This window comes from Sporomusa sp. KB1 (genome assembly GCF_007830295.1).
GTDB lineage: Bacteria > Bacillota > Negativicutes > Sporomusales > Sporomusaceae > Sporomusa.
This window is the reverse complement of the sequence record NZ_VLKC01000002.1, coordinates 1,611,775-1,631,738: the sequence shown is the minus strand read 5'-3', so window position 1 is coordinate 1,631,738 and position 19,964 is coordinate 1,611,775. Positions and strand designations below refer to the sequence as shown.

The following is a 19,964-nucleotide window of genomic DNA, read 5'->3' as shown; positions in this document are numbered from 1 at the left end:
AGCTTATAGAAGAGAGAGTTTTAGAGCAGCTTGGTCAATCAGATAAAATGAATGTGGGAGGATGAGGGAATGGAATCTGAATGTTCGACAGATTGGAGAAAAGTAGTTGAGTTTCATGGACATGTATGTCCGGGGTTGGCCATTGGCTACCGTCTGGCCAAGGCGGCACTGGCGGCACTGGGGTATCAGGACCCGGAAGAGGGGGATTTGGTGACGATTGCGGAAAGCGATCGCTGTACAATTGATCCCTTTCAAATTGTACTTGGTTGTACTATTGGTAAAGGTAAGTTGTACATAAATTCTACCGGCAAACAGGCTTTTACTGTGGGGTGCCGGAATAGCGGCAAGGCTGTGCGGGTGATTCAGCGGCCTTACAAGTATTCAGCGGAAAGTGATGAATTAACGAGAAGGGTAATGAGCGGCAAGGTGTCAGATGATGAGTACCGCCGCTATAAGAGTGAACGCGAAGCGCGGATACGGGAGATCATGACAGCTCCAGACGAGACGCTGCTTAAAGTGGAACCGGTTACGGTTGTTTTACCGGAAAAAGAAATGATCTATAATTCGCCGTGCTGTGAGTATTGTGGTGAACAAGTGATGGAACCATGGACAAGGTTACGTGAGGGTAAGATTGCTTGTGTTGCCTGCGCAGTAACGGTAACGCGGTAGTCGCAAGCAGCAGTATAAGGAGGCGATGAATATGGGAAATGGCCTACCAACAACCCAGCAGGAAGATGATATGCCGACAGACCGGGTGGCAAGCAGAGACAGAGGCACTCGGACGAGGCAGGCGCGCGGGGGGATGTTGAAGGTATCTGTAATGCTGGTAGTACTTGTAATCGCCTTTTTTGGTTCCTTTTTAATCGGGCGATACCCGGTTGCACCCGATATGGTGATGGCTATTCTCTGGTCCAAAGTGCTGGCGCTGCCACAGGTTTGGACTGACACCATGGAAACGGTTGTGCTGGAAATCCGCTTGCCGCGGATTGCAGCTGCCTTGCTGGTGGGCGGGGCGCTGGCAGTTTCCGGGGCAGCTTATCAGAATTTGTTTCGTAATCCTTTGGTGGCGCCGCACCTATTAGGCGCTACCTGGGGGGCCGCTTTTGGCGCAGTGCTGGGTATGATTCTCCACTTATCCTGGATATGGGTGGAGGCATCGGCTTTTGTCTTCGGCATGGTGGCTGTTTTCATTGCGATTGCCGTCAGCTCGCATTTTGGCAATAAGTCAATGATTTCGTTAGTGCTTGCCGGGATTGCGGTCTCCGCCTTTTTTCAGGCGCTGGTTTCGGTTCTAAAATATCTCGCTGATCCGATGAATACCTTGCCGGAAATCAGCTTTTGGCTGATGGGCGGGCTGTCGAAGGTCAAGGAACAAGATGTATTATGGTCGCTTATTCCCATACTTGTTCCGATGATAGTACTGTATTTCGTGCGTTGGCAGATTAATGTACTTAGTGTTGGCGAAGAAGAAGCACATACGTTGGGTATTAATGTCCGGCATACCCGCTTAGTGGTATTGGTCTGCGCCACCTTGCTGGCTGCTGCAGCCACCAGTCTTGGCGGCATTATCCAATGGGTAGGTTTACTGGTTCCCCATGTGGCCAGGATGCTGTTTGGGGCAAATTTTGCAACAGTGCTGCCGGCGTCATTGGTCATAGGAGGTACGTATATGTTGATAATGGATAATTTAAGTCGCAGCATAGCTTCGCTGGAAATCCAGGTGGGTATTCTTACGTCTTTAATTGGTGCACCTTTTTTTGTATTTCTGCTGGCCAAAGCTAAAAAGGGCTGGGAGTAACTGCTGTTCCCCAATAATAGAGTATATTACTTGTCCTAAGAGAAGGAGCGTGTAGTTGTGACTGAGCTAACAATAACCGATGGCAGTACGATCCAGCCGGTAGGATATGTTGAAAGCCCCTGGCAAAGCACTCTAGCTGTACCGCTTGGTGGAGTAACCGCAATTATTCATATTAAGCCAGAGTATCAGCCTGCTTTGTATCGGATTGGCGATCATAGCCATCTGTGGATTTTGAGTTGGTTTGGACAGGCTGACAGATCGGTGCTGCAGGTTGTACCGTCGAAAGTAAATTCAGATTTACCCAAACATGGCGTGTTTGGACTGCGAAGCGCGGCACGTCCTAATCCAATTGCATTAACCTTGGTGAAACTGGAAAAGGTCGAGGAAGATCGGCTATATGTGCGTGATTTTGATGCGGTGGACGGGACGCTAGTGCTGGATATAAAGCCATATTTTGAAGCAGATATTGTTTTTTCCCCTAAAACTCCTTATTTGCTGCCCCGTGAATACCAAACGCGCAAAGCACTTTATTATAAACAGGCGTTAGCCCATCATGGCGAGCAATGTCTGGGTTTGGAGTTGGCGGTAAAAATGGCTCTGCTGGTTGAGACTCATTTTGGGCAAATTCAATCGCCATATCTCCAGCTGAAGGTGGAAGGAGACGCATGCTTAGCTGATGTCCTCCAGGGCTTGACCCGGGCGCGCCTGGCTAATCCAGCTAGGTTTATTTACCAGAATAATCCATTGCGTAATAGGGTACAGTGGTTGAAAAACGACCAGAGTCTCACGCTAACGGTGCGGCCGGATGTTGATATAAATACAGCAAGTCAGTTATCTGAACAGGAATTATTTATACAGGAATAATTATTACAGCAAGTGCTTAAGGAGATGGTCGGTATGTATGATGTCGTGGCGAAGGGCGGGGTCGTGTTTTGTATTATTATTGCTTGCTCGCTGCTGGCGATGACAGTTGCGATTCAGCGTTGGTGGTTTTACCGCTCGGTAGAGCGGGAAGACAGCAAGTATATGCCGGGGTTAGGCCAGGCTGTTGCCGCCGGCAATACCCGGCCTTTTGGCGATAGCGACGGGCCGCTGGCAAGGTTGTGGGCTGTTATGCAGGAAGTCTGCACGAAAGCAAGCGGTCAAATGAGTGAGGCAGCCGAAGTGGTGTTGGATAAAGAGAGTTTACGGTTAGAGAAATATTTATATATATTGGCAACAATTGCTACGATTGCGCCACTGCTTGGCTTACTAGGCACAGTGCTGGGGATGATTAAAACTTTTCATGTTGCGGCAATGAGCGGGGCAGGTAATCCCCAGTTATTGGCTGAAGGCATTTCGGAAGCTCTGTATAATACAGCTGCTGGTTTGTTTGTTACAATATTTTGCATTATCTGCCACAATCATTACCGCAACTGGTCGGCGCGGCGGCTGTGCATGCTGGAGACCAGAGCGAAAGAATTTTCGTCTTTGTTAATTAAAGGGGGAAATGACAGTGGCCAGTAGAACGCGGCGGCAACAAATCGGGGTGCATGTTGATATGACGCCGATGGTTGATGTAATGATGCTGCTAGTCATCTTTTTTATGATGACAACGGCTTTTGTTACCGTTTATCCCGGCTTTGCTGTAAATTTGCCCCAGGCGTCGGCGGAAAAACAAGCAGAAAAACAGATTGTAGTGTTAATTGCTAAGGATGGACGGATTGCGGTGAATGGCCAGCCGGTAGCTAAAGAGCAATTGGCAGCAGCGGTAAACGGTATGGGAAAAACGACGGTATCTATTCAGGCCGATAAGGAAACCAGCCACGGGCGGGTAGTGGAGGTTATGGATGAAATGCATAAAGCCGGGATATCTAAGCTGGCGATAGCTATCGAACAGAAAGGAAGATAGCGAATATGCGGGCGAACGTATGGTGGGCAGCCTTTGTCATTGTAGGCGTTTGAATGTGTTGATGAGGAGGGATAAACTTGCTTGCAGTAGAGAATATCAGTTTTGGTTACCCATCGGCTGGTGATTTGCTTACTGATCTTTCCTTTTCCGTCGCTAAGGGAGACGTTGTTTGTCTCCTAGGGCCGAACGGCGCCGGCAAAACCACGTTGCTGCGGTGTTTGCTGGGGATTGCCGCGGTGCGGACAGGCAGTATCAAGATTAGGGGTCGCAAAATCGGTTCCATACCAGCAAGGGAGCTGGCTAGCGACCTGGCGTATGTACCGCAGGCGGCAACAACAGTATTTCCGCACCGGGTGCTGGATATTGTTGTTATGGGACGTACACCGCATGTGGGCTTTACTGCGGTTCCCACTGATGAAGATTATGCTATGGCGGAAGCGGCGCTCTCTGAACTGGGTATAGCCCATTTGGCAGAGTGTTTATTTAGTCGTATCAGTGGCGGTGAGCGGCAACTGACACTCATTGCCCGTGCCTTGACGCAGCGTGCGGGGTTATTAATTATGGACGAGCCGACATCCAGCCTTGATTATGGGAACCAGGTTCGGATACTGCGGGTTATCGACAGGCTGGCAAAACAGGGTTATTCGATTATTATGACCTCCCATTTTCCCAATCATGCTTTTTTGTTGTGCAACAAAGTATTGATTATGAAAAACGGAAAAATTACGGCGATGGGCACTCCGGAAGAGGTTGTTACTGACAGTATTCTAAGTGATCTGTATACAACCAAGGTCAAGATCGTCGAAATTGACGACGGGGTGTCAAAACAGCTGAAGGTTTGTGTGCCGCTGTTATCGTGAGAGGATAGCGATAAGTGGAAGTTACGGGTGTAACCCGATGATATAAAAATTGCACAGAGAGGAGTAGGGTAAAATGAATAAGGATATTCGTGATAAACTGGCAATTATTAATTGCCTGTTACTGTTGCTGCCTAGTTTGGCTTGGGCGGCAGATAGTAAAGCGGCAGATGCGGAAAGCATAACTTTGGAAGAGGTAGTGGTTACTGCTGTGCCTTTGGAAAAATATCTGGTTACAACAAGTGTCATTACCGACAAGGATATTGAGGCCAAAGGGGCGCGAAATTTGACCGAGGTATTAGAGGATGTGCCAGGACTGAATCTCCATCAGGGAAGAAAAGGCAATACTGCTATTGAAATCCGCGGTCTTAGTTCATCAGAAGTAAAAATATATATTGATGGTGTGTTAGTGAATCCGCTTGCTAAAATGACCAGCAGCGCAGCGGTAGATATTTCCATGATTCCTGTAAATAATATTGCTAAAATTGAAGTAATTAAAGGGCCAGCGCCGGTTATTTATGGCACAGACGCCAAAGGCGGGGTAATATTAATTACCACGAAAAACGGCAGCGCCTATCAGGGAGGCAACCTTTCGCTTGCCGCAGGCACTTGGGGGACGATGAATGGTTCAGTTTCTTATGGCGGCGGCGATAAAAAGTTTAATTATTATTTTGACGCCGGTTCTGAACGTACTGACGGTTATCGGAGTTACGAAAAGGATACCCAGTACTTTAATTCGAAATTAAAATGGACGTTTGATAATGATGCATCACTGACTTTTACGGGAGGGTATTCGACAACAGATAAAGATTGCCCAAATGCCATTGATCCGGTAAGTGGTAAGACGATAAGTTATAAGACCGGCTTTTGGCCAGGATTAAACAATTGGCAATACCGCGACTGGGAAAAGACCAACTTGTCCCTGGATTATGCCAAAAAGGTCAATAAGAAACTGGATTTTGACGTAAAAGTATATCGGTTTACCGAAAGCCAAGGCCTGTGGGCTAACGGGTCAGACTATGACGCAAATTCGGGGGTAACCCCGTCTACTTATAGTAAAGATCGGTGGAATGTCAGTTACTGGGATAGCGACTTAACTGGGGTGGAGCTGGCGAGCAATTGGAAGCTAAATGAGATGCACACTGTAACTTTTGGCATGCTGTATAATACGATCAATTGGAGTAAATCTGACTCTGCTCTCTCAGATCCGGATAATTATTCATGGCTGGATTATAATAACAAACGCTATGGCTATTATGTGCAGGATAATATTCTTGCTAATGACCGAACTACTGTTACTATTGGTGTCAGGCATGACACCAATGAAGTAGAAAATGTGGATAACAGTAGTATCAATGGTTCATCTACAAATCCCACAGTCAACATGGTTTACCGGATGGATAAGCGTAACACACTACGCACGTCTTATGGGCAGACTTACAATTTTCCTAGTGCCGAGCAGCTTTTTGCTGATACCTCCGGTAATGCCAGCCTGAAACCGGAAAAAGCAAAAAACTATGAAATTGGGTTAAAACATGAATTTGATGCAACCCTGACAGGCGATATTGCTATTTTTCAAAATGATATTGAGGATAAAATTGACAGACTTAATAAAAAATCTAAATATCGTAATCTTAACTGGGCTAAAATTAAAGGAATAGAACTTGAATTGAACAAAAAAATATCGGACAGACTAAACGGCTTTGTCAATTATACTTATCTAGATACCTCCGCTGAAAATACAGATGGAACGGTGACAGAGCTTACTTATACCCCGAAACATCATATAAACTATGGGCTTAATTATCAGGCTGATAAAGGGTATCATTTTAATCTTACCGGCCATTTGGTGGGGCGGCGCTATACTGCTGATACTAACAGCGGTGATACCCGGTCAGTTAATACCACTTACTCTAATCTTCCCAGCTACCATGTGGTAGATTTAAAAATAAGCCGCAAAGTTAGTGAAAAACAGGATTGGTATATTACCGTACATAATATTTTCGACAAACACTATGAGGAAGAACTGTTTTATCCTAACCCAGGCACCTGGATGATGGTTGGAACCAACTACAAATTCTAAGGTATTCAACCACAGCCAAACAGAAAAGCGACGACTGGCTTGGAATGGTTATAGTGCATGGTAATAAAGACAATGAAGGCTCCCGGTTTTCCGGGAGCCTTCATTGTCTTTACTTTTTTCTGTTTTTATAGCTTAATTTTTTATTAATACACCAATGGCGGTTTAAGATAAACTCTTTATACAAGATTGCGGATTTAGGCGTAGAATATAGACTTGGTGACATGACACATAAAGGAAAGTTGGAAAGTCGTAGAGAATATGTATTATTATGGTATAATTAATGCTTATTAGCCGATTACGCAACCGGAATTAATAGGCAGTTACAGATAGGTATTACTTACTAGACACTAGATGTAAGCAAGGAGGCGCAAGAAATGCGGGTACTGCTGGTGGATGATGACCAGGTCAGCAGAGTTGTGGTGAAACGTCTTTTACAGAACAGCGACTGCGAGGTTACGGAGTGTTCTAATGCGGCTGAGGCACTTGCTAAGCTTGTTGATGCAGATTATCCAATGGTGCTTTCTGATATTAATATGCCGGGCATGTCTGGCATTGAATTGGCGCAGGCTATCAAACAACTGTCAGACAGTTGGCGGACCGATATTGTTCTTTTTACAGGATATGCGGATATAAAATCTGCTGTAGCCGCTTTACGTGCCGGGGTTTATGATTATCTGCAAAAGCCGGTTGATGCGCAGGAGCTGGCACTAACGATTGACCGGGTTGCTGAGCATCAGGCCTTGTTGCGGGAAAATAAAAAGCTAACTGATCGGTTCCAGGATGAAGTCTGTGCGGCAACTGAGGCAACCAGGCGCGAACTCTCTACTGTTAAGAAGGTTTTGGCAGAGTCAATCATCGGTCAAGTGGGGGTTTTTGGGGAAAGCACTCGCCAATTGCTGGAGCAAGCGCAGCAGTTTCATACTGATAGGTCAATCCCTGTGCTTATTCAAGGGGAAACTGGTGTTGGCAAAGAAGTCATAGCCAAAGCCATCCACTATGGTGTGAAAATAGATGAATTAACAAACAGACCGTTTGTTGCTATTAATTGTAGTGCTTTGACGCCTTCCCTGTTTGAAAGTGAAATGTTTGGTTATGAGGCTGGCGCCTTCACCGGCAGTGCAACCCAAGGTGCGAAAGGGAAATTTGATATGGCGCAAAACGGGACATTATTCCTTGATGAGATCGGTGAAATACCGCTTAATTTGCAGGCAAAACTGCTGCGGGTACTTCAGGAAAAAGAGTTTTACCGGGTTGGCGGGCTGAAGAAGATTAAAATTGATATCAGGATTATTTGTGCTACCAATAGTTTACTTGAGGAACAAGTTAAAAATGGTGCTTTCCGCCAGGATCTCTATTATCGCCTGAAGGTTGGATATGTCAAAGTACCACCGCTGCGAGAGCGAAAAGGCGAAATTGTGCCGCTGGCGAACGCATTCCTGCTTGATGCCGCGCGGCAAAAAAAGAAACGATTTCACCATATAGTTTCTGCGGCGGCAAGACTACTGAACGAATATCCGTGGCCGGGAAATATAAGAGAACTAAAAAATGTTATCGAATATGTTGCTTTTGCTTATGATGCGGAAGAACTGCAAGTGAACCATCTTTCACATTTGTTGGGGGAGGAAAGCCGCAGCCAGGCATTCAGCCAAGTACTGGGTACGGATGCGGCCAAGCAACAACTAGTGTTACCCTTTCCGTCTGGCGGCTATTCATTAAAAAGCTTCTGTGATGATATTGTTGACGAGGTTATAGCTGCCTGTGAAGGTAATTATGCAGCCGCAGCTAAATATCTGGGGATTTCCTTGCGGGCGCTGTTTTATCGGCTAGAAAAAAAGCGGATCAAGCAAGAAATTAGTAGGATCTAGTGAAATAAACTTCATACAAAAACTTCATTTTACTGCAACTTTTGGTAGAAATAGTAGCTTCGTAAACTTTTGTGTAGAGAAACCATAGGTGCTACTGCTGAGTATATGGTCTGTGAATCTGGCGAAGATACTGTGTTTTGCCTATCGTAATACTATTATTTGCATAGTAATAAGTAAGCGTGCCAATTTTGGCGCGCTTTTTGCATTAGTAGTTGGTAGGATGTGGAACACATTTTGATCTGGTTATCAATAAAGTGTCACTCTACACTAAACAGTAAGCAATTTTGATGACAGGTGTGGCAGGCGGCGTAAGTAACTGGAAAGAAACGTGAAAGTGAGGATGGCATGAATGGAAGAGTTACAGGAGCAGGAATTAAAAATCGAAGATGCCCGGACTCGACTGGGGGAATTAGTGTTGGCGAAGGGCTTTAATATGCAAGATGCTGAACTCATCTTGCTAAGTGATGAGATGAATCGTCTGATTGCCGATTTTGAAAAGGCGAAACAGGTATGTATTATGAGGCGCCGGTTATATGGTAAGACTGAAGATTTAACCCCAACTAAAGTTTAGTCGATAGTTATAGTGGTAAATCATGAAGGCTCTCGGCTAAGCCGGGAGCCTTCATGATCTTACTACTTAGGTCCATTACTATAAATTTCATACAAAAACTGCATTACTATGCAATTTTTGTATGAAATTTATGAGTTTATAGCCTGAATTGGGGAAAAATCTGTCGCTATTACCACCGGGTCTGCTTAAATTTACGAAAGAGTAATGCGCCTTTCAGGGTCGCCGGAAGACTATTTTAAAATTATATAGGGAAGACGTACATTTTGGCGCGCTTTTTGCATATAAAGTTAGGTAAAATACTCGAATGACAAAAGGGGGAGTTACGCATGCGGCAAGCAATAAAGATCGAAGATATGCGTGTCCGGCTGAATGCTCTAGTGGTAGCGAAGAAATTCGATATGCAAGATCCTGATGTCATTTCTCTTAGCAGGGAATTGGATCGCCTAATTGTCGAATTTCACAAGGCGAGACAGCTTGTGTGTATCAAGTGGAAGTTAGCTTCAACTGAGGTTGTAACTTCATCTGAAGGGTAGTCGGGCTTTTGGTCTCAGATAAAATAGAGTGAGAAAATGAATACTATGTATGTGGCATGATTGGTTTTGGAGAATAATTGGTTTAACAAGAGGGGAAGTTGGGAATAGTATAAACTAGCTTAGTAAAGAGTGAGGTGAGGGCTAGTTTGCTTCGATTTCGCCATAATCCTATTGTGATATTTACAGCCTTGTTAACTATTTACACGTTTTGCAGTTCGATCTCAGCAATTTTTAAGTAGAGCAAGTAATGTTTTCTTTAGGAATTAATCCAGAAAAACAGCCGCTCCGGGTAGGACGGCTGTTTTTCTGCCTCAGGCAGTGATAGTCAATGGGTATTCAATGTTCGGAGGAGCGAATACTGTTTCGTAAGAAATTGAGGATTTCTTTCCCTTCTTGATTAAGAACAGTTCCTGTTCCCTGGCAAGTTTGACAAGGCTCGGTTCCAATTTTGCCTGATCCTTTGCAGCTAGAGCAAGTTTCTTCCAAAGTTGCGTTTGTTTTCATGGGATACTCCTTAGCGTTTTATTAAAATTTCTCATAATTTGGTGATGCTGTCAAGTCAGCTAGCATAAAGAGAAAGAAATTTTGATATAGTTACTAAATGAGAAATAGTGGCGATGCTTCGCCAGCGGGAAGAGTCCATGTGGATTGGGCCACACTCAGTCTACTACGTGAGGTTACTCTGTAGTGTCATCACCAGCCGGCTGAGTGGTAGTTCCCTGGCTTTCTTTAGCCGTTGATTGTTCCGGTTCGGTGGGCGTTTCCCGGCTGCCGTTAAGTTGTGCTAACAAATCAATTATCTGTTTGTTCTGCGCTACCAGGATGCTTTGGTTTTTGGCAATTTGCTCAAGTGGTGTTAGGGCAAGCTGAAGCTTTTCTACCAGGTACTTTATCATTTTGTCATAAGAAGCCAATCTGAAAACCTCCTTTTAACTCCTTGTTACAATATATTGCTGGTAAGCTTGAAAGGTGTGCAAGATCTTGGCAGGATAAAGGAAACATGGAGTCGTCAAGCCCCGGAACAAGTGTGTTTTCTTTAAAATAAAGGATTTTGCCTGTACCCAGGAGAATTTCCTATGAGATTATCATAAGGAGAGGAAGCTTATTGGTGGAGGGGAACAGGATGACACTTGGGGAATTGGTTAAAAACCCAAAAGGATTTAAGGTAGTGGGTATTTACCGGATTTCGCGGTTTGAAGTTAAAACAGCAAGAAATGGTAAGTCTTACGGGGATTGCCTCATTAGTGACCACAGTTTTGAGGTACCTGCTAAGTATTGGGATATATCTGGTGATAGTGCAATGCTGTTTCAGCAAAATGGAATACTGCGGCTGGAAGCAATGTTAGATTTTTTTAAAGACAGTCCGCAGCTGACAATTGTCGCCGGGTATGTACCATCACCAGTGGAAATCGATCAATCATTGCAAAGTTTGGGCATGATGGCTCCCAGGAAGATTGATGATATGGTTAGTGAATTAACGGCTATTATCGCTAGTATCAAGCAGGAAGGGCTCAGGGATTTGTTGGTCGCTATTTTTGATACCAATAAGCCGTTTGCCGAAAAGTTTAAGCGACATCCAGGCGCTGTCAAGAACCATCATGCATATATTGGCGGTTTGCTTGCGCATACTCTTGAGGTGGCCGCAGCTGCGTTGGACTACTGTAACCGCAATGACCAGATAAACAGGGATGTTCTCTTGGCGGCTGCCTTGGTTCATGATATTGGTAAAGTGCGAGAGATTGAGGTGGATGCGTTTGGTATGGGCATAGGCTTTACCAGAGAGGGGAAGTTGTTGCGGCATATTTCACTTGGTATGGAGATGCTGGAACACGCCTGCCAGGCAGTGGACTTGGCGCCAGAACTTGGGTTAATGCTCAAGCATTGTATTCTTTCTCATCATGGACAGGCCGAGTGGGGCAGTCCGGTGGAACCAATGTTGTTGGAGGCCGAGCTGTTGCATTACCTGGATAATCTTAGCGCGAAAACCGAGCAGTTTTCCCGTGAGACCGGGCGGGCTGAGCCTGGCGGCTTTAACCGCAGTGCTACGCTGCGGCGAGAGGTATACCGGCCAAGTTTAGCATGATAAGCTAAAAAACGATGGTAAAACAGATCGATGAATTAATAAGTATGGTGGTGGTATTTTGACAAGCCTAAATGTCTATCAGCAAGCCGTTCGCGAGATATACGAAGCCATTGCTGGCGTTGATGCTGTTAAAACCTGTAAGGTCCAGTACAATGCTGTAATTGAAGGCAAAACCTCAACTCATGAGGCTGATGTGTACTGGGAATTTACTGATGGGGATATTACCTATAAGGCTGTTATTCAGGCCAAAGAGCAGGCAAGTTTGGCAGAACTATTTATTTTTTTGCGGATGCTCAGGGATATACCGGGGCAGGTTATGGGGGTCATCGTAACTCAACCGGTGTACCAGAAGGATATTAAAGACATGGCAGCTAGTGCGGGTATTCTGCTATTTGAGCTCACTCAACCGATTGTCGATGAAATATGGGAGCCAGTTGTCAGCAACGTTCAAGTTAGTGTTGATAAAGCCTGGGTTAAACAAGCCAAGGAGCAGGCCGGACTGGGTGATGAGCCAGTACAGGTGAGTGTAGAGCCTAAATATAGTTTCATCTATGATGAAGCGGGAAATTGCCTGGATACCGTGCAGGGAATTTTTGACCAGTATGGCAAACAGCAGAAAGCCAGTGGTCAGCAAACCATAGTACATACCTTTGCTGCTCCGACATTTCTGCAAACAAACCATGCCTTGGTGCCGTTTATTAAGTTGGACAACATAACTTTTGCTGTAGAATTGGTCAATGTCAATCAATGGGCAGGTGCTGACATGGTTGCCGACATCCTTGATAGTATTGTGCGATACTTTGGTAAGTAAAAAAGAAGTCCTGACGGTGCTCAGCCGCCACGGACTTCTTTTGCTTAATTAAACTTATGTTCGCCAAAAGGAATATCAATAAACTTTTTTGTTTTATCAGATAACTCAATCGTAAATAGAAAAGATTTCTTTTCAAAATATGCCGAGGAGCTAGTATCTGGACGCAGGATAATGGTTTTTATCGGTGAATGATCTGTCAGATCCAGTGAAAGGGTGCGGTCTGATTTGATAATCACATAATTATCTACATTGAGCCACTCAGTTGTCGGCTTTGGCTTAGTATGTATAGATTCGGACCAAAGAATAGGTGCTATCTCAGCCGATACAGGCTGTAGCAGTGTAAGCAGTAAAACAAATAGGACCAAGCTTATTTTCATGCGTCAATCCTCCGTATTTCTACTTATTAGTGTAGCATATAAGCAGCTATTAGGAAAGAATTAATCAATAGCTGTGTTGATTAACCCGGTAGTTTGTTGTACAATTAACAAGAACATATGTTCCAAAACGGATAGGAGGTGAGTTTATGCAGCGCTGGATTATTCATGTAGATATGGATGCTTTTTTTGCAGCAGTTGAGCAACGGGACAATCCTGAACTGCGGGGCTGTCCGGTAATAATCGGAGGCACGGGGCCGCGCGGCGTTGTAGCCACTGCCTCGTATGAAGCCCGTAAATTCGGAGTTCGTTCGGCTATGTCATCCCTTGAGGCTAGACGGCGCTGTCCCCAAGGCATTTTTTTGCCATCAGACCATAAGAAATATAGCAGGGTTTCACAAGAAATTTTACATATATTTGCGGACTTCTCGCCCCTGGTGGAGCCATTATCTCTGGACGAAGCCTTTCTTGATGTCACCGGCATGGAGGGCTTATTTGCCAGCCCGGTTGATATTGCTGTCAAAATTAAGGCGCGGATTAAAGCTGAGCTTGATCTTACCGCCTCCGCCGGAGTAGCTCCGAATAAGTTTTTGGCCAAACTGGCCTCAGATATGAATAAACCTGATGGTCTAATGGTTATTCGTCCGGAAGAGATTACTGCTATATTAGCCGATTTGCCTGTTAACCGGTTATGGGGAGTAGGTAAGACAACAGCACAGATACTGATTAAGTTAGGGCTCAAGACCATCGGGCAAGTGGCACAGGCTGAGCCGGAGTTACTTGCTAAACACTGTGGACAATTTGGGCATACTTTGCATCAGCTGGCAAATGGTCAGGATAGCCGCCTGGTTGATTCTGAGTGGCAGCCCAAGTCAATTGGTAAAGAAATTACTTTTACCAAAGACCTTACGGCCCTGGAGGATCTCAAGACTGAGTTATGGTCCCAGGTGGAAAAGGTTGGCTGGCGGCTCAGACGGCAAAAGTTAAGCGGACGAACGATAACAATCAAGATTCGGTTTGCTTCGTTTCGCACGATTACCCGCAGCCGGACATTGGCAGTAGCCGCCTGCCTTGACGAGACCCTCTACCATGTTGCGGAAGAGATAGTAAGTAAGGTTGCATTAAACGAGGGGGTAAGGCTATTGGGAGTTACAGTAAGCGGCTTAGTGGCTGCAGGGGGACAGATGTCTCTTTTTGACCAGGGCGATGAAAAGGCGGCGGCAGTTGCCCAAGCTATTGACAAGGTAAAAGAGCGCTTTGGTGAAGCTGCTGTTACCCGCGGGCGTTCCATGATAGCGCGGCAGCGATAGCAGCAAGAATTTTTACCATGTTGCATATAGATTACAATCGGGAACAACGGGCCAAACAATGACGTAGTTTATCGGCAATCTGGTCGGTAGTTAAACCGGTAATATTGAGCAGCATAGTGGCCGGATGGTCGGCGATAGTATAATGGTAATTACCCACAGTAATGTCTGCGTGCTCAGCCTGAGTTCCAGCCCAGGTATCTGTATCAGGATGGTAGCTGGTATATAAATAAGCGTCAGCGGCTTGACCCGGACGGCCAAGGTGCGAACTGTCTACTACCCGGAAGCCTTGGGCGGTAAGTTCGTTAGCCAGTTTGTCATTATAGTGGGCTAACGCAATTGTTTTTGACATGAGGAGCACCCTTTCTACAAATGCTAATGTCAGACGTAACATTAATATAACTGGGTGCAGCACTAAATATGCAGGAGGGATGGTAATGATTAGCCGGAAACGGATACTTGATGAATTTTATGAACTGGTACGGGTTGCATGTCCTACCCGCGCCGAGCGGCAGGTGGCTGATGTTATTAAGCAAAAACTGGCTGACTTACATATGGAGGTGGCAGAAGACGATACCGGCAGCAAAATTGGCGGCAATTGCGGCAATGTGCTGGCCTTTCTTACCGGTACAGTGGCAGGCGCACCTAGCCTGCTTTTTACCGCTCACTTAGACTGCGTAGAACCTTGCGGCAATATTCAACCTGCCTTAAAAAACGGCATTATTACTTCGACAGGTGATACCATCCTTGGCTCTGATGACAAATCTGGGGTAGTGGCTATCCTGGAAGCTCTTCGCGTGATTAAAGAACAAAATATTCCTCATGGCAATATCCAGATCATTTTCACGGTCGCCGAGGAAGGCGGTCTCAAGGGTTCCAAAAGTATTGACCCGGCATTACTCCGGGCCGATTTTGGTTATGCGCTGGATTCCGGGGGATCACCGGGGGAGATTGTCAACATGGCTCCTGGTCAGAATAGGCTGGAGATTAACATTTATGGGAAGAAAGCCCATGCTGGCGTTGCACCTGAAGAAGGCGTAAATGCTGTCATATTAGCAGGCAAAGCCTTAGCCAAAATTAATGATGGTCGTATTGATTCGGAAACCACGGCCAATATCGGCACGATCCAAGGGGGCTCAGCCACGAACATTGTGCCTGATAAAGTGGTAATCCTGGCTGAAGCTCGTAGCCGTAACATGGAAAAATTAGCCGCTCAGACTAAGCATATGTGCCAGGTATTTGAAGAAACTGTCAAGGCTGCTGGTGGCAAAGCACAAGTCAATGTAACCAAAGAATATGACGCTTATATATTGCCAGAGACAGCACCTGTTGTACGACTGGCTTGTCAGGCTGCCGCAAGTATTGGACTCGAACCAGTAATTAAGGCAACTGGCGGCGGCAGTGATGCTAACTTCTTTAATAGCTATGGTATTCCGACAGCCGTACTCGGTACCGGTATGTCGAAAGTGCATACCACTGATGAGTTCATCAAGGAGGAAGATCTCTATGCCATTAGTGAGCTGGCTCTAGCCATTATTAAGGCTGCCGGACAAACTGAGCTATAGAAATGTAAAGCGAGATTGCCACGACGTACCTCACCCAATGCCCTAACCTTTTCTTCAGCCAGTGTGAGTGTTTGCGTGGCAATCTCGCTTTTAAGTTGGTGCTGCTATTTATAGCATATGTCTTTTCCGTAGCAAGCGGCAGAGACCATACATAAGCCGGGGATACCAACCAGCTGAGTGCAGTAGACTGTCGCGGATAGCGCGTTCTGTAGGTGGCGCGGTTTTGGGATCAGACAGGTACATAGCCAATAAACCGTCAACCACGGTTCGAACAAAAGCTGTTTCTGGCAGCGAATTGGCTTGTGAGCGGGCTTGGTGAACAAAAAGAGTCAGTCGTGACAGGGTTTCCTGACTACTCCCATAGTAAGAGACAAAGTTTAGGTCGCCGCCCTGGCGGTCTTCGGCTTCATCAATAAAATAGTCCAGCAAAATATGCAGACCATTTATCCAGGGGAAATAGGCATGACCAATTGTCTCAGCCTCGCTTGCGGTGAGGTTAGGATTATGGGCGGCTGCACATAACATAAACAGCCCTAAGGTTGAACCGGTGGCAGCGGCAAATTCCCAGGCGGTAATACCCGGATAGTGAGGTAGGTGGGGATTAATCCAGGTCAGCATTTTTTGTTCCCGTACCAGGGGGTCAAGATGTTTATAGGTTTGAAGCTCGCTGTATAATCCGGCTTGGCGCAGTGCCTCTGGCTTAACTAGATAGTAAGAGGGTAGTTTAGCAATTTCCCGGCGGCAAGTCGTGACAAGCGTCTGTAAATAACCACCGTCGTCTTTATACGGATAGGCGGCATAATAATCGCTTAATGGCCGATCCGGATCAAGGGCGTCAGTCATGGCCAGATGCAGCTGGCGAAAGGCCGCTTCGTCGGCAATGCCGGCCCGGTCACAGAGATTGTCAAGGTAATCGCTGATGGTTTGTAATGCGACTACCAGCCGGACAAAATCACCAGTAGGCATGCCCTTATATAAGCTATAGACACTGCCGCCCTGGCAGTGAAATTTTTTGGTGCGGATACTGGCAAGGGCTTGCTCTGATAGTTCGCGCATGCCATGTGTGGCTGCATAACCTTGCCAACAAGCCAGCTCCTTGTCTACAAGCGGAAATACTTCCCGCACAAACCTGATTAAAAGGATAAGGCCTGAGGTGGAAGTGGTCAGAGACGAAACCATAGCGCCCTCCTTTGTCCGTTGACTTACTTACTCAATAATCAGTTCAAATCCCAGCTCTTTTTTGAACCATTTGCGGTGCTCGGATGCCGCCTGACGTTCGATACTGACAGGATCATTGGTGATTAGCTTGAGCAAAGCTTGACTGCCGGTGATGGATGGTTCAACATCTTGTACTAAGCCAAGCTGGGTTGTTTCCAGACCTTCTGCCAGCGCCAGTAAAAGTGCCAGCTTGCGGGCTGTTTGCCAGTTGTGTTGATCGAGAAATTCATTATAGATTTTATTGCGGACGTATTTAGCGGCCGGTCCATTATGCCAGCCAGCCACAACAGCAACCAGCATTTGTTCGCGGTGAGTCAGGCCGAATAGTCGGGCATTTTCAACAAGATAGGCACTATGACGGGCATGATCATAGTAGTTGATGGTAATGCCAATATCATGCAGTAAGGCGGCTACCCAAAGGAGATGCCGGTCGCGACTGGACAGGCGTAAAATAGGCTGCCATTTTTCAAACATAGTATCCGCCAACTTAGCGACATGATAGGCATGGGGCTCATTGCCCTTGTAGAATAACAGCATATTGCGAGTGGAGTGTAGCAGAATATCAGGAATAATGACGGAAGACTGTTGTTTGGATAAATAGTACTCCAGGAACATTCCTTCCCGGACGCCGCACCCACTGACGATTATGTTGGTGGTCTGTGATATATCTGCCAGTGACTTAACAATAGTGGTTCCAGCGATAATAATGTCAGCGCGTTCACTGCTGAGACCGGGGTATTTGCGGCGTTGATTCAAACTGGTCTTAGTCAATTCCCGCCACAACTCCTCAAAGGCCATCAGACTAAACCGGTAATTGTGTACCTTGGGAAAGGGATAGTTTTTATGCTTCTGATCCATCTTGGCAATATTACGGGCAGTGCCGCCTACACCTACAAGGGGTAGCCCTAACCGCTTAAGCCAAGGTAGTTTTTCCAGATGATTCACAATATATTCCCGCATGGCTGTTAATTGCGAATCACTTATTTTATCCTGAGAGGAAAATTTTTCTGTAAGATTGACAGCGCCAAAAGGGATACTAAAGACTTTAACCGATTGGCGGTTTTTAACTAATGTTATTTCAGTGCTACCGCCTCCCAGGTCAAAAAGCAGCGCATCCTCAATATCAATCGTATTAATAATACCAGTATAGCCAAAATGGGCCTCATTCTCACCGCTAATCACTCTAAGAGGAATACCAGTATGTTGATGTACCAAATCAATAAACTCGGCGCTATTTTTCGCATTGCGCACCGCGGCAGTGGCTACTGCCAGGATCTTATCCACCTTCACCAGTTCGCACATATGAGCAAAGACCTTTAATGTGCCAATAGCGCGCCACATAGCATCACGGGCGAGTAGTCCCGTTTCAGCCATACCTTCGCTCAACCGGACGGTTTCCTTTTGGTTATATACTAGATTATACGCGCCATTATGATAAATAGTCATCACAATCAGGCGGGCCGAATTCGAGCCTAAATCAATGATTGCTACCCGTTCGGTCAAAATGTTCAGCTCCTAACTACTCTCATGTTAAAGATTACTATTGTTTTTCGCTTTTTTTGATAAAATCCTGCTCATATTTATTGTGAAGAAATTCTTTTTGTTTTATTACAGCATAACTACTTGTTTTTTTATTTAAGATTGCGTTAATTTGCAGTGAACTGTTTTAACACCAACAAATCCCGGAATACCCGGATTTACTAGAAATTTTTCCTGATAAGAACACGTAAAAAACGATAAAAATTTTAATGCTAGTAACAAGCTAGTAACGCATTAGTAACAAATTTATATGAGGTTAATAGCTTCCACAAGCTGCTGTATTGTTTTGTGTGTATATATTTTTTCGGTTACACCCTCGCCTGCATGACCGAGTATTTTTTTGACTATGGTTTTATTAACGCCGGCATTGTCCAGCAGTGTGGCGCAGGTATGACGGCCATCGTGGGGCAAATGGTCCATACTTAGCTTTTCCATCAATGGCGTCCAATATCTCCAGTTTAAACTACCGTAGGACAAGGGGCCATCGTAATCAGTCAGCAAATATTCATTTTTGGGATTATACATGGTAGTGATGAATTTATGTATTTTTTCCGCTATTGGTATCACACGATTTTTACCAGCTCGGGTCTTTATGCCGCCAACCATGTAGCGTTCTTCTAAGTGTACATTAGCCGTCTTTATCTTTATGAACTCAGAAGGGCGCAGACCGGAATAGCAGTATATAAGAGCTAACTGCGCGGCTTTGTCTGCTGAATTTTCCCAGAGGATGGTTAACTCCTCGGTGGTAAATGGTTTATGTATTTGATCTTCTTCATCTTCTGGCGCCTCTAACTCTACAAACTCGGCATAATTTTTTTCAACGATGTCATTTTGTATGGCGAATTTATAAAGCAGCCCGAACAGTATTTTCATATTTTGCTTAGAGGCATGTCCAATTTCCCAGCCGTCAAGCTCTTTTTGCATATGCTCAGTTTTAATATCCGCGAAAGCCATTTTATGTATATTGCTGCAGGCCTTGTAAGCCGCAACATAGCCCCTATTAATCTGTTTGCCCTTATTGGTATACTTATATTTTATCCAACGCTCATAAACATCTGTAAAAGTTTCCCTGATGATGGTTTTTTTATTGTTAGAGGCGGTATCTGGAATGCTATTATGGACGTTATTAGATGTCTGGGGATAACTGGGAGTTGGGGAGTTGTCAACCGGAGCGGTATCGGTATCAAGTAAGTTAGTATTGTACGTTGCCAACGCTTGATAAGCTTCGATGCTTTTAGCAAAATATCCTATCGGCTCATAAATAGGATGGCCTTTATCATTATATCCAATAGTTTTCCGCGCAACCCATGGGTTGCGACGGTTACCAGACAGTTTAAAAACACTGCCATACCCATTGGGGAGTCTCATTTTGGGCATAAAAAATAGACCTCCTTAAATTTAAGTGGTTTTTTGGGAGGCCAATCGGGTATAATGTTATTGAGGGTGCCGATTGACCATACATTTGGTTA

General features: G+C 45.3%; 21 protein-coding genes. 14 read left to right on the top strand and 7 right to left on the bottom strand.

What is annotated here, in order from left to right; all coding sequences use genetic code 11:
- The first annotated feature begins 69 nt into the window (after positions 1-69).
- The 10 genes from SALPA_RS11310 (at position 70) to SALPA_RS11265 (ending at position 9,598) form a co-directional block, all read left to right on the top strand.
- On the top strand, positions 70-669 hold the full coding sequence (locus tag SALPA_RS11310; protein ID WP_186451030.1) for an FmdE family protein: 600 nt from the start codon (positions 70-72) through the stop codon (positions 667-669).
- 31 nt (positions 670-700) lie between these two features.
- Positions 701-1,798: an iron ABC transporter permease gene (locus SALPA_RS11305; protein WP_222427960.1), complete on the top strand. Its 1,098-nt coding sequence runs from the start codon at positions 701-703 to the stop codon at positions 1,796-1,798.
- 57 nt (positions 1,799-1,855) lie between these two features.
- Entirely contained in the window at positions 1,856-2,662 is an 807-nt protein-coding gene (gene tsaA, locus SALPA_RS11300) for a tRNA (N6-threonylcarbamoyladenosine(37)-N6)-methyltransferase TrmO (protein ID WP_145093733.1), read from the top strand.
- 33 nt (positions 2,663-2,695) lie between these two features.
- Entirely contained in the window at positions 2,696-3,304 is a 609-nt protein-coding gene (locus SALPA_RS11295) for a MotA/TolQ/ExbB proton channel family protein (RefSeq protein WP_186451029.1), read from the top strand.
- Positions 3,294-3,689, top strand: coding sequence for a biopolymer transporter ExbD (locus SALPA_RS11290; RefSeq protein ID WP_186451028.1), 396 nt, complete (start codon positions 3,294-3,296; stop codon positions 3,687-3,689). Before SALPA_RS11295 ends, SALPA_RS11290 begins: the two co-directional genes overlap by 11 nt.
- A gap of 77 nt (positions 3,690-3,766) precedes the next feature.
- Positions 3,767-4,549 carry an ABC transporter ATP-binding protein gene (locus tag SALPA_RS11285; RefSeq protein WP_186451027.1) on the top strand — a complete coding sequence of 261 codons (783 nt, stop codon included), beginning with the start codon at positions 3,767-3,769 and terminating at the stop codon, positions 4,547-4,549.
- A gap of 73 nt (positions 4,550-4,622) precedes the next feature.
- On the top strand, positions 4,623-6,629 hold the full coding sequence (locus tag SALPA_RS11280) for a TonB-dependent siderophore receptor (RefSeq protein ID WP_145093722.1): 2,007 nt from the start codon (positions 4,623-4,625) through the stop codon (positions 6,627-6,629).
- A gap of 374 nt (positions 6,630-7,003) precedes the next feature.
- Positions 7,004-8,494, top strand: a complete 1,491-nt coding sequence (locus tag SALPA_RS11275; protein ID WP_145093719.1) for a sigma-54 dependent transcriptional regulator — start codon at positions 7,004-7,006, stop codon at positions 8,492-8,494.
- A 349-nt stretch (positions 8,495-8,843) separates the two neighbouring features.
- A complete protein-coding gene (locus SALPA_RS11270; protein ID WP_145093716.1) occupies positions 8,844-9,065 on the top strand; it encodes a hypothetical protein in 222 nt (73 codons plus the stop codon).
- A 326-nt stretch (positions 9,066-9,391) separates the two neighbouring features.
- Positions 9,392-9,598, top strand: a complete 207-nt coding sequence (locus SALPA_RS11265) for an aspartyl-phosphate phosphatase Spo0E family protein (RefSeq protein ID WP_145093714.1) — start codon at positions 9,392-9,394, stop codon at positions 9,596-9,598.
- A gap of 336 nt (positions 9,599-9,934) precedes the next feature.
- Here the strand turns inward: SALPA_RS11265 and SALPA_RS33235 are convergent, their stop codons facing one another.
- Both SALPA_RS33235 and SALPA_RS11255 read right to left on the bottom strand, forming a co-directional pair.
- Complete coding sequence (locus tag SALPA_RS33235; protein ID WP_145093711.1) at positions 9,935-10,102, bottom strand: tryptophan RNA-binding attenuation protein; 168 nt, start codon at positions 10,100-10,102, stop codon at positions 9,935-9,937.
- 173 nt (positions 10,103-10,275) lie between these two features.
- On the bottom strand, positions 10,276-10,512 hold the full coding sequence (locus tag SALPA_RS11255) for a hypothetical protein (protein WP_145093709.1): 237 nt from the start codon (positions 10,510-10,512) through the stop codon (positions 10,276-10,278).
- A gap of 209 nt (positions 10,513-10,721) precedes the next feature.
- On the opposite strand from SALPA_RS11255, the gene SALPA_RS11250 reads away from it, so the two are divergent.
- Together SALPA_RS11250 and SALPA_RS11245 are read left to right on the top strand one after the other, a co-directional pair.
- Complete coding sequence (locus tag SALPA_RS11250; protein WP_145093706.1) at positions 10,722-11,681, top strand: 3'-5' exoribonuclease YhaM family protein; 960 nt, start codon at positions 10,722-10,724, stop codon at positions 11,679-11,681.
- Positions 11,682-11,739: 58 nt separating this feature from the next.
- Positions 11,740-12,492 (top strand): hypothetical protein, encoded by a 753-nt coding sequence (locus SALPA_RS11245; protein WP_145093703.1) that lies wholly within the window; start codon positions 11,740-11,742, stop codon positions 12,490-12,492.
- Between the two features lie 44 nt (positions 12,493-12,536).
- Here the strand turns inward: SALPA_RS11245 and SALPA_RS11240 are convergent, their stop codons facing one another.
- The gene (locus SALPA_RS11240; RefSeq protein WP_145093700.1) at positions 12,537-12,869 is read right to left on the bottom strand and encodes a hypothetical protein; all 333 of its coding nucleotides are present in this window, start codon (positions 12,867-12,869) and stop codon (positions 12,537-12,539) included.
- A gap of 146 nt (positions 12,870-13,015) precedes the next feature.
- Here SALPA_RS11240 and dinB point away from each other — a divergent pair, with 146 nt between their 5' ends.
- The gene (gene dinB / locus SALPA_RS11235) at positions 13,016-14,176 is read left to right on the top strand and encodes a DNA polymerase IV (RefSeq protein WP_145093697.1); all 1,161 of its coding nucleotides are present in this window, start codon (positions 13,016-13,018) and stop codon (positions 14,174-14,176) included.
- A gap of 31 nt (positions 14,177-14,207) precedes the next feature.
- On the opposite strand, the gene SALPA_RS11230 is transcribed toward dinB, so the two are convergent.
- The gene (locus tag SALPA_RS11230) at positions 14,208-14,525 is read right to left on the bottom strand and encodes a hypothetical protein (RefSeq protein WP_145093694.1); all 318 of its coding nucleotides are present in this window, start codon (positions 14,523-14,525) and stop codon (positions 14,208-14,210) included.
- Between the two features lie 85 nt (positions 14,526-14,610).
- On the opposite strand from SALPA_RS11230, the gene SALPA_RS11225 reads away from it, so the two are divergent.
- Positions 14,611-15,738: a M20/M25/M40 family metallo-hydrolase gene (locus SALPA_RS11225; RefSeq protein WP_145093691.1), complete on the top strand. Its 1,128-nt coding sequence runs from the start codon at positions 14,611-14,613 to the stop codon at positions 15,736-15,738.
- A 108-nt stretch (positions 15,739-15,846) separates the two neighbouring features.
- Here SALPA_RS11225 and SALPA_RS11220 read toward each other — a convergent pair whose 3' ends face one another.
- From SALPA_RS11220 to SALPA_RS11210, 3 genes are all read right to left on the bottom strand, one after another.
- Complete coding sequence (locus SALPA_RS11220) at positions 15,847-16,917, bottom strand: tetraprenyl-beta-curcumene synthase family protein (protein ID WP_145093688.1); 1,071 nt, start codon at positions 16,915-16,917, stop codon at positions 15,847-15,849.
- Between the two features lie 27 nt (positions 16,918-16,944).
- Positions 16,945-18,459, bottom strand: coding sequence for an exopolyphosphatase (ppx, locus tag SALPA_RS11215; RefSeq protein ID WP_145093686.1), 1,515 nt, complete (start codon positions 18,457-18,459; stop codon positions 16,945-16,947).
- A gap of 282 nt (positions 18,460-18,741) precedes the next feature.
- On the bottom strand, positions 18,742-19,872 hold the full coding sequence (locus SALPA_RS11210; RefSeq protein WP_145093683.1) for a tyrosine-type recombinase/integrase: 1,131 nt from the start codon (positions 19,870-19,872) through the stop codon (positions 18,742-18,744).
- Positions 19,873-19,964 lie beyond the last annotated feature (92 nt).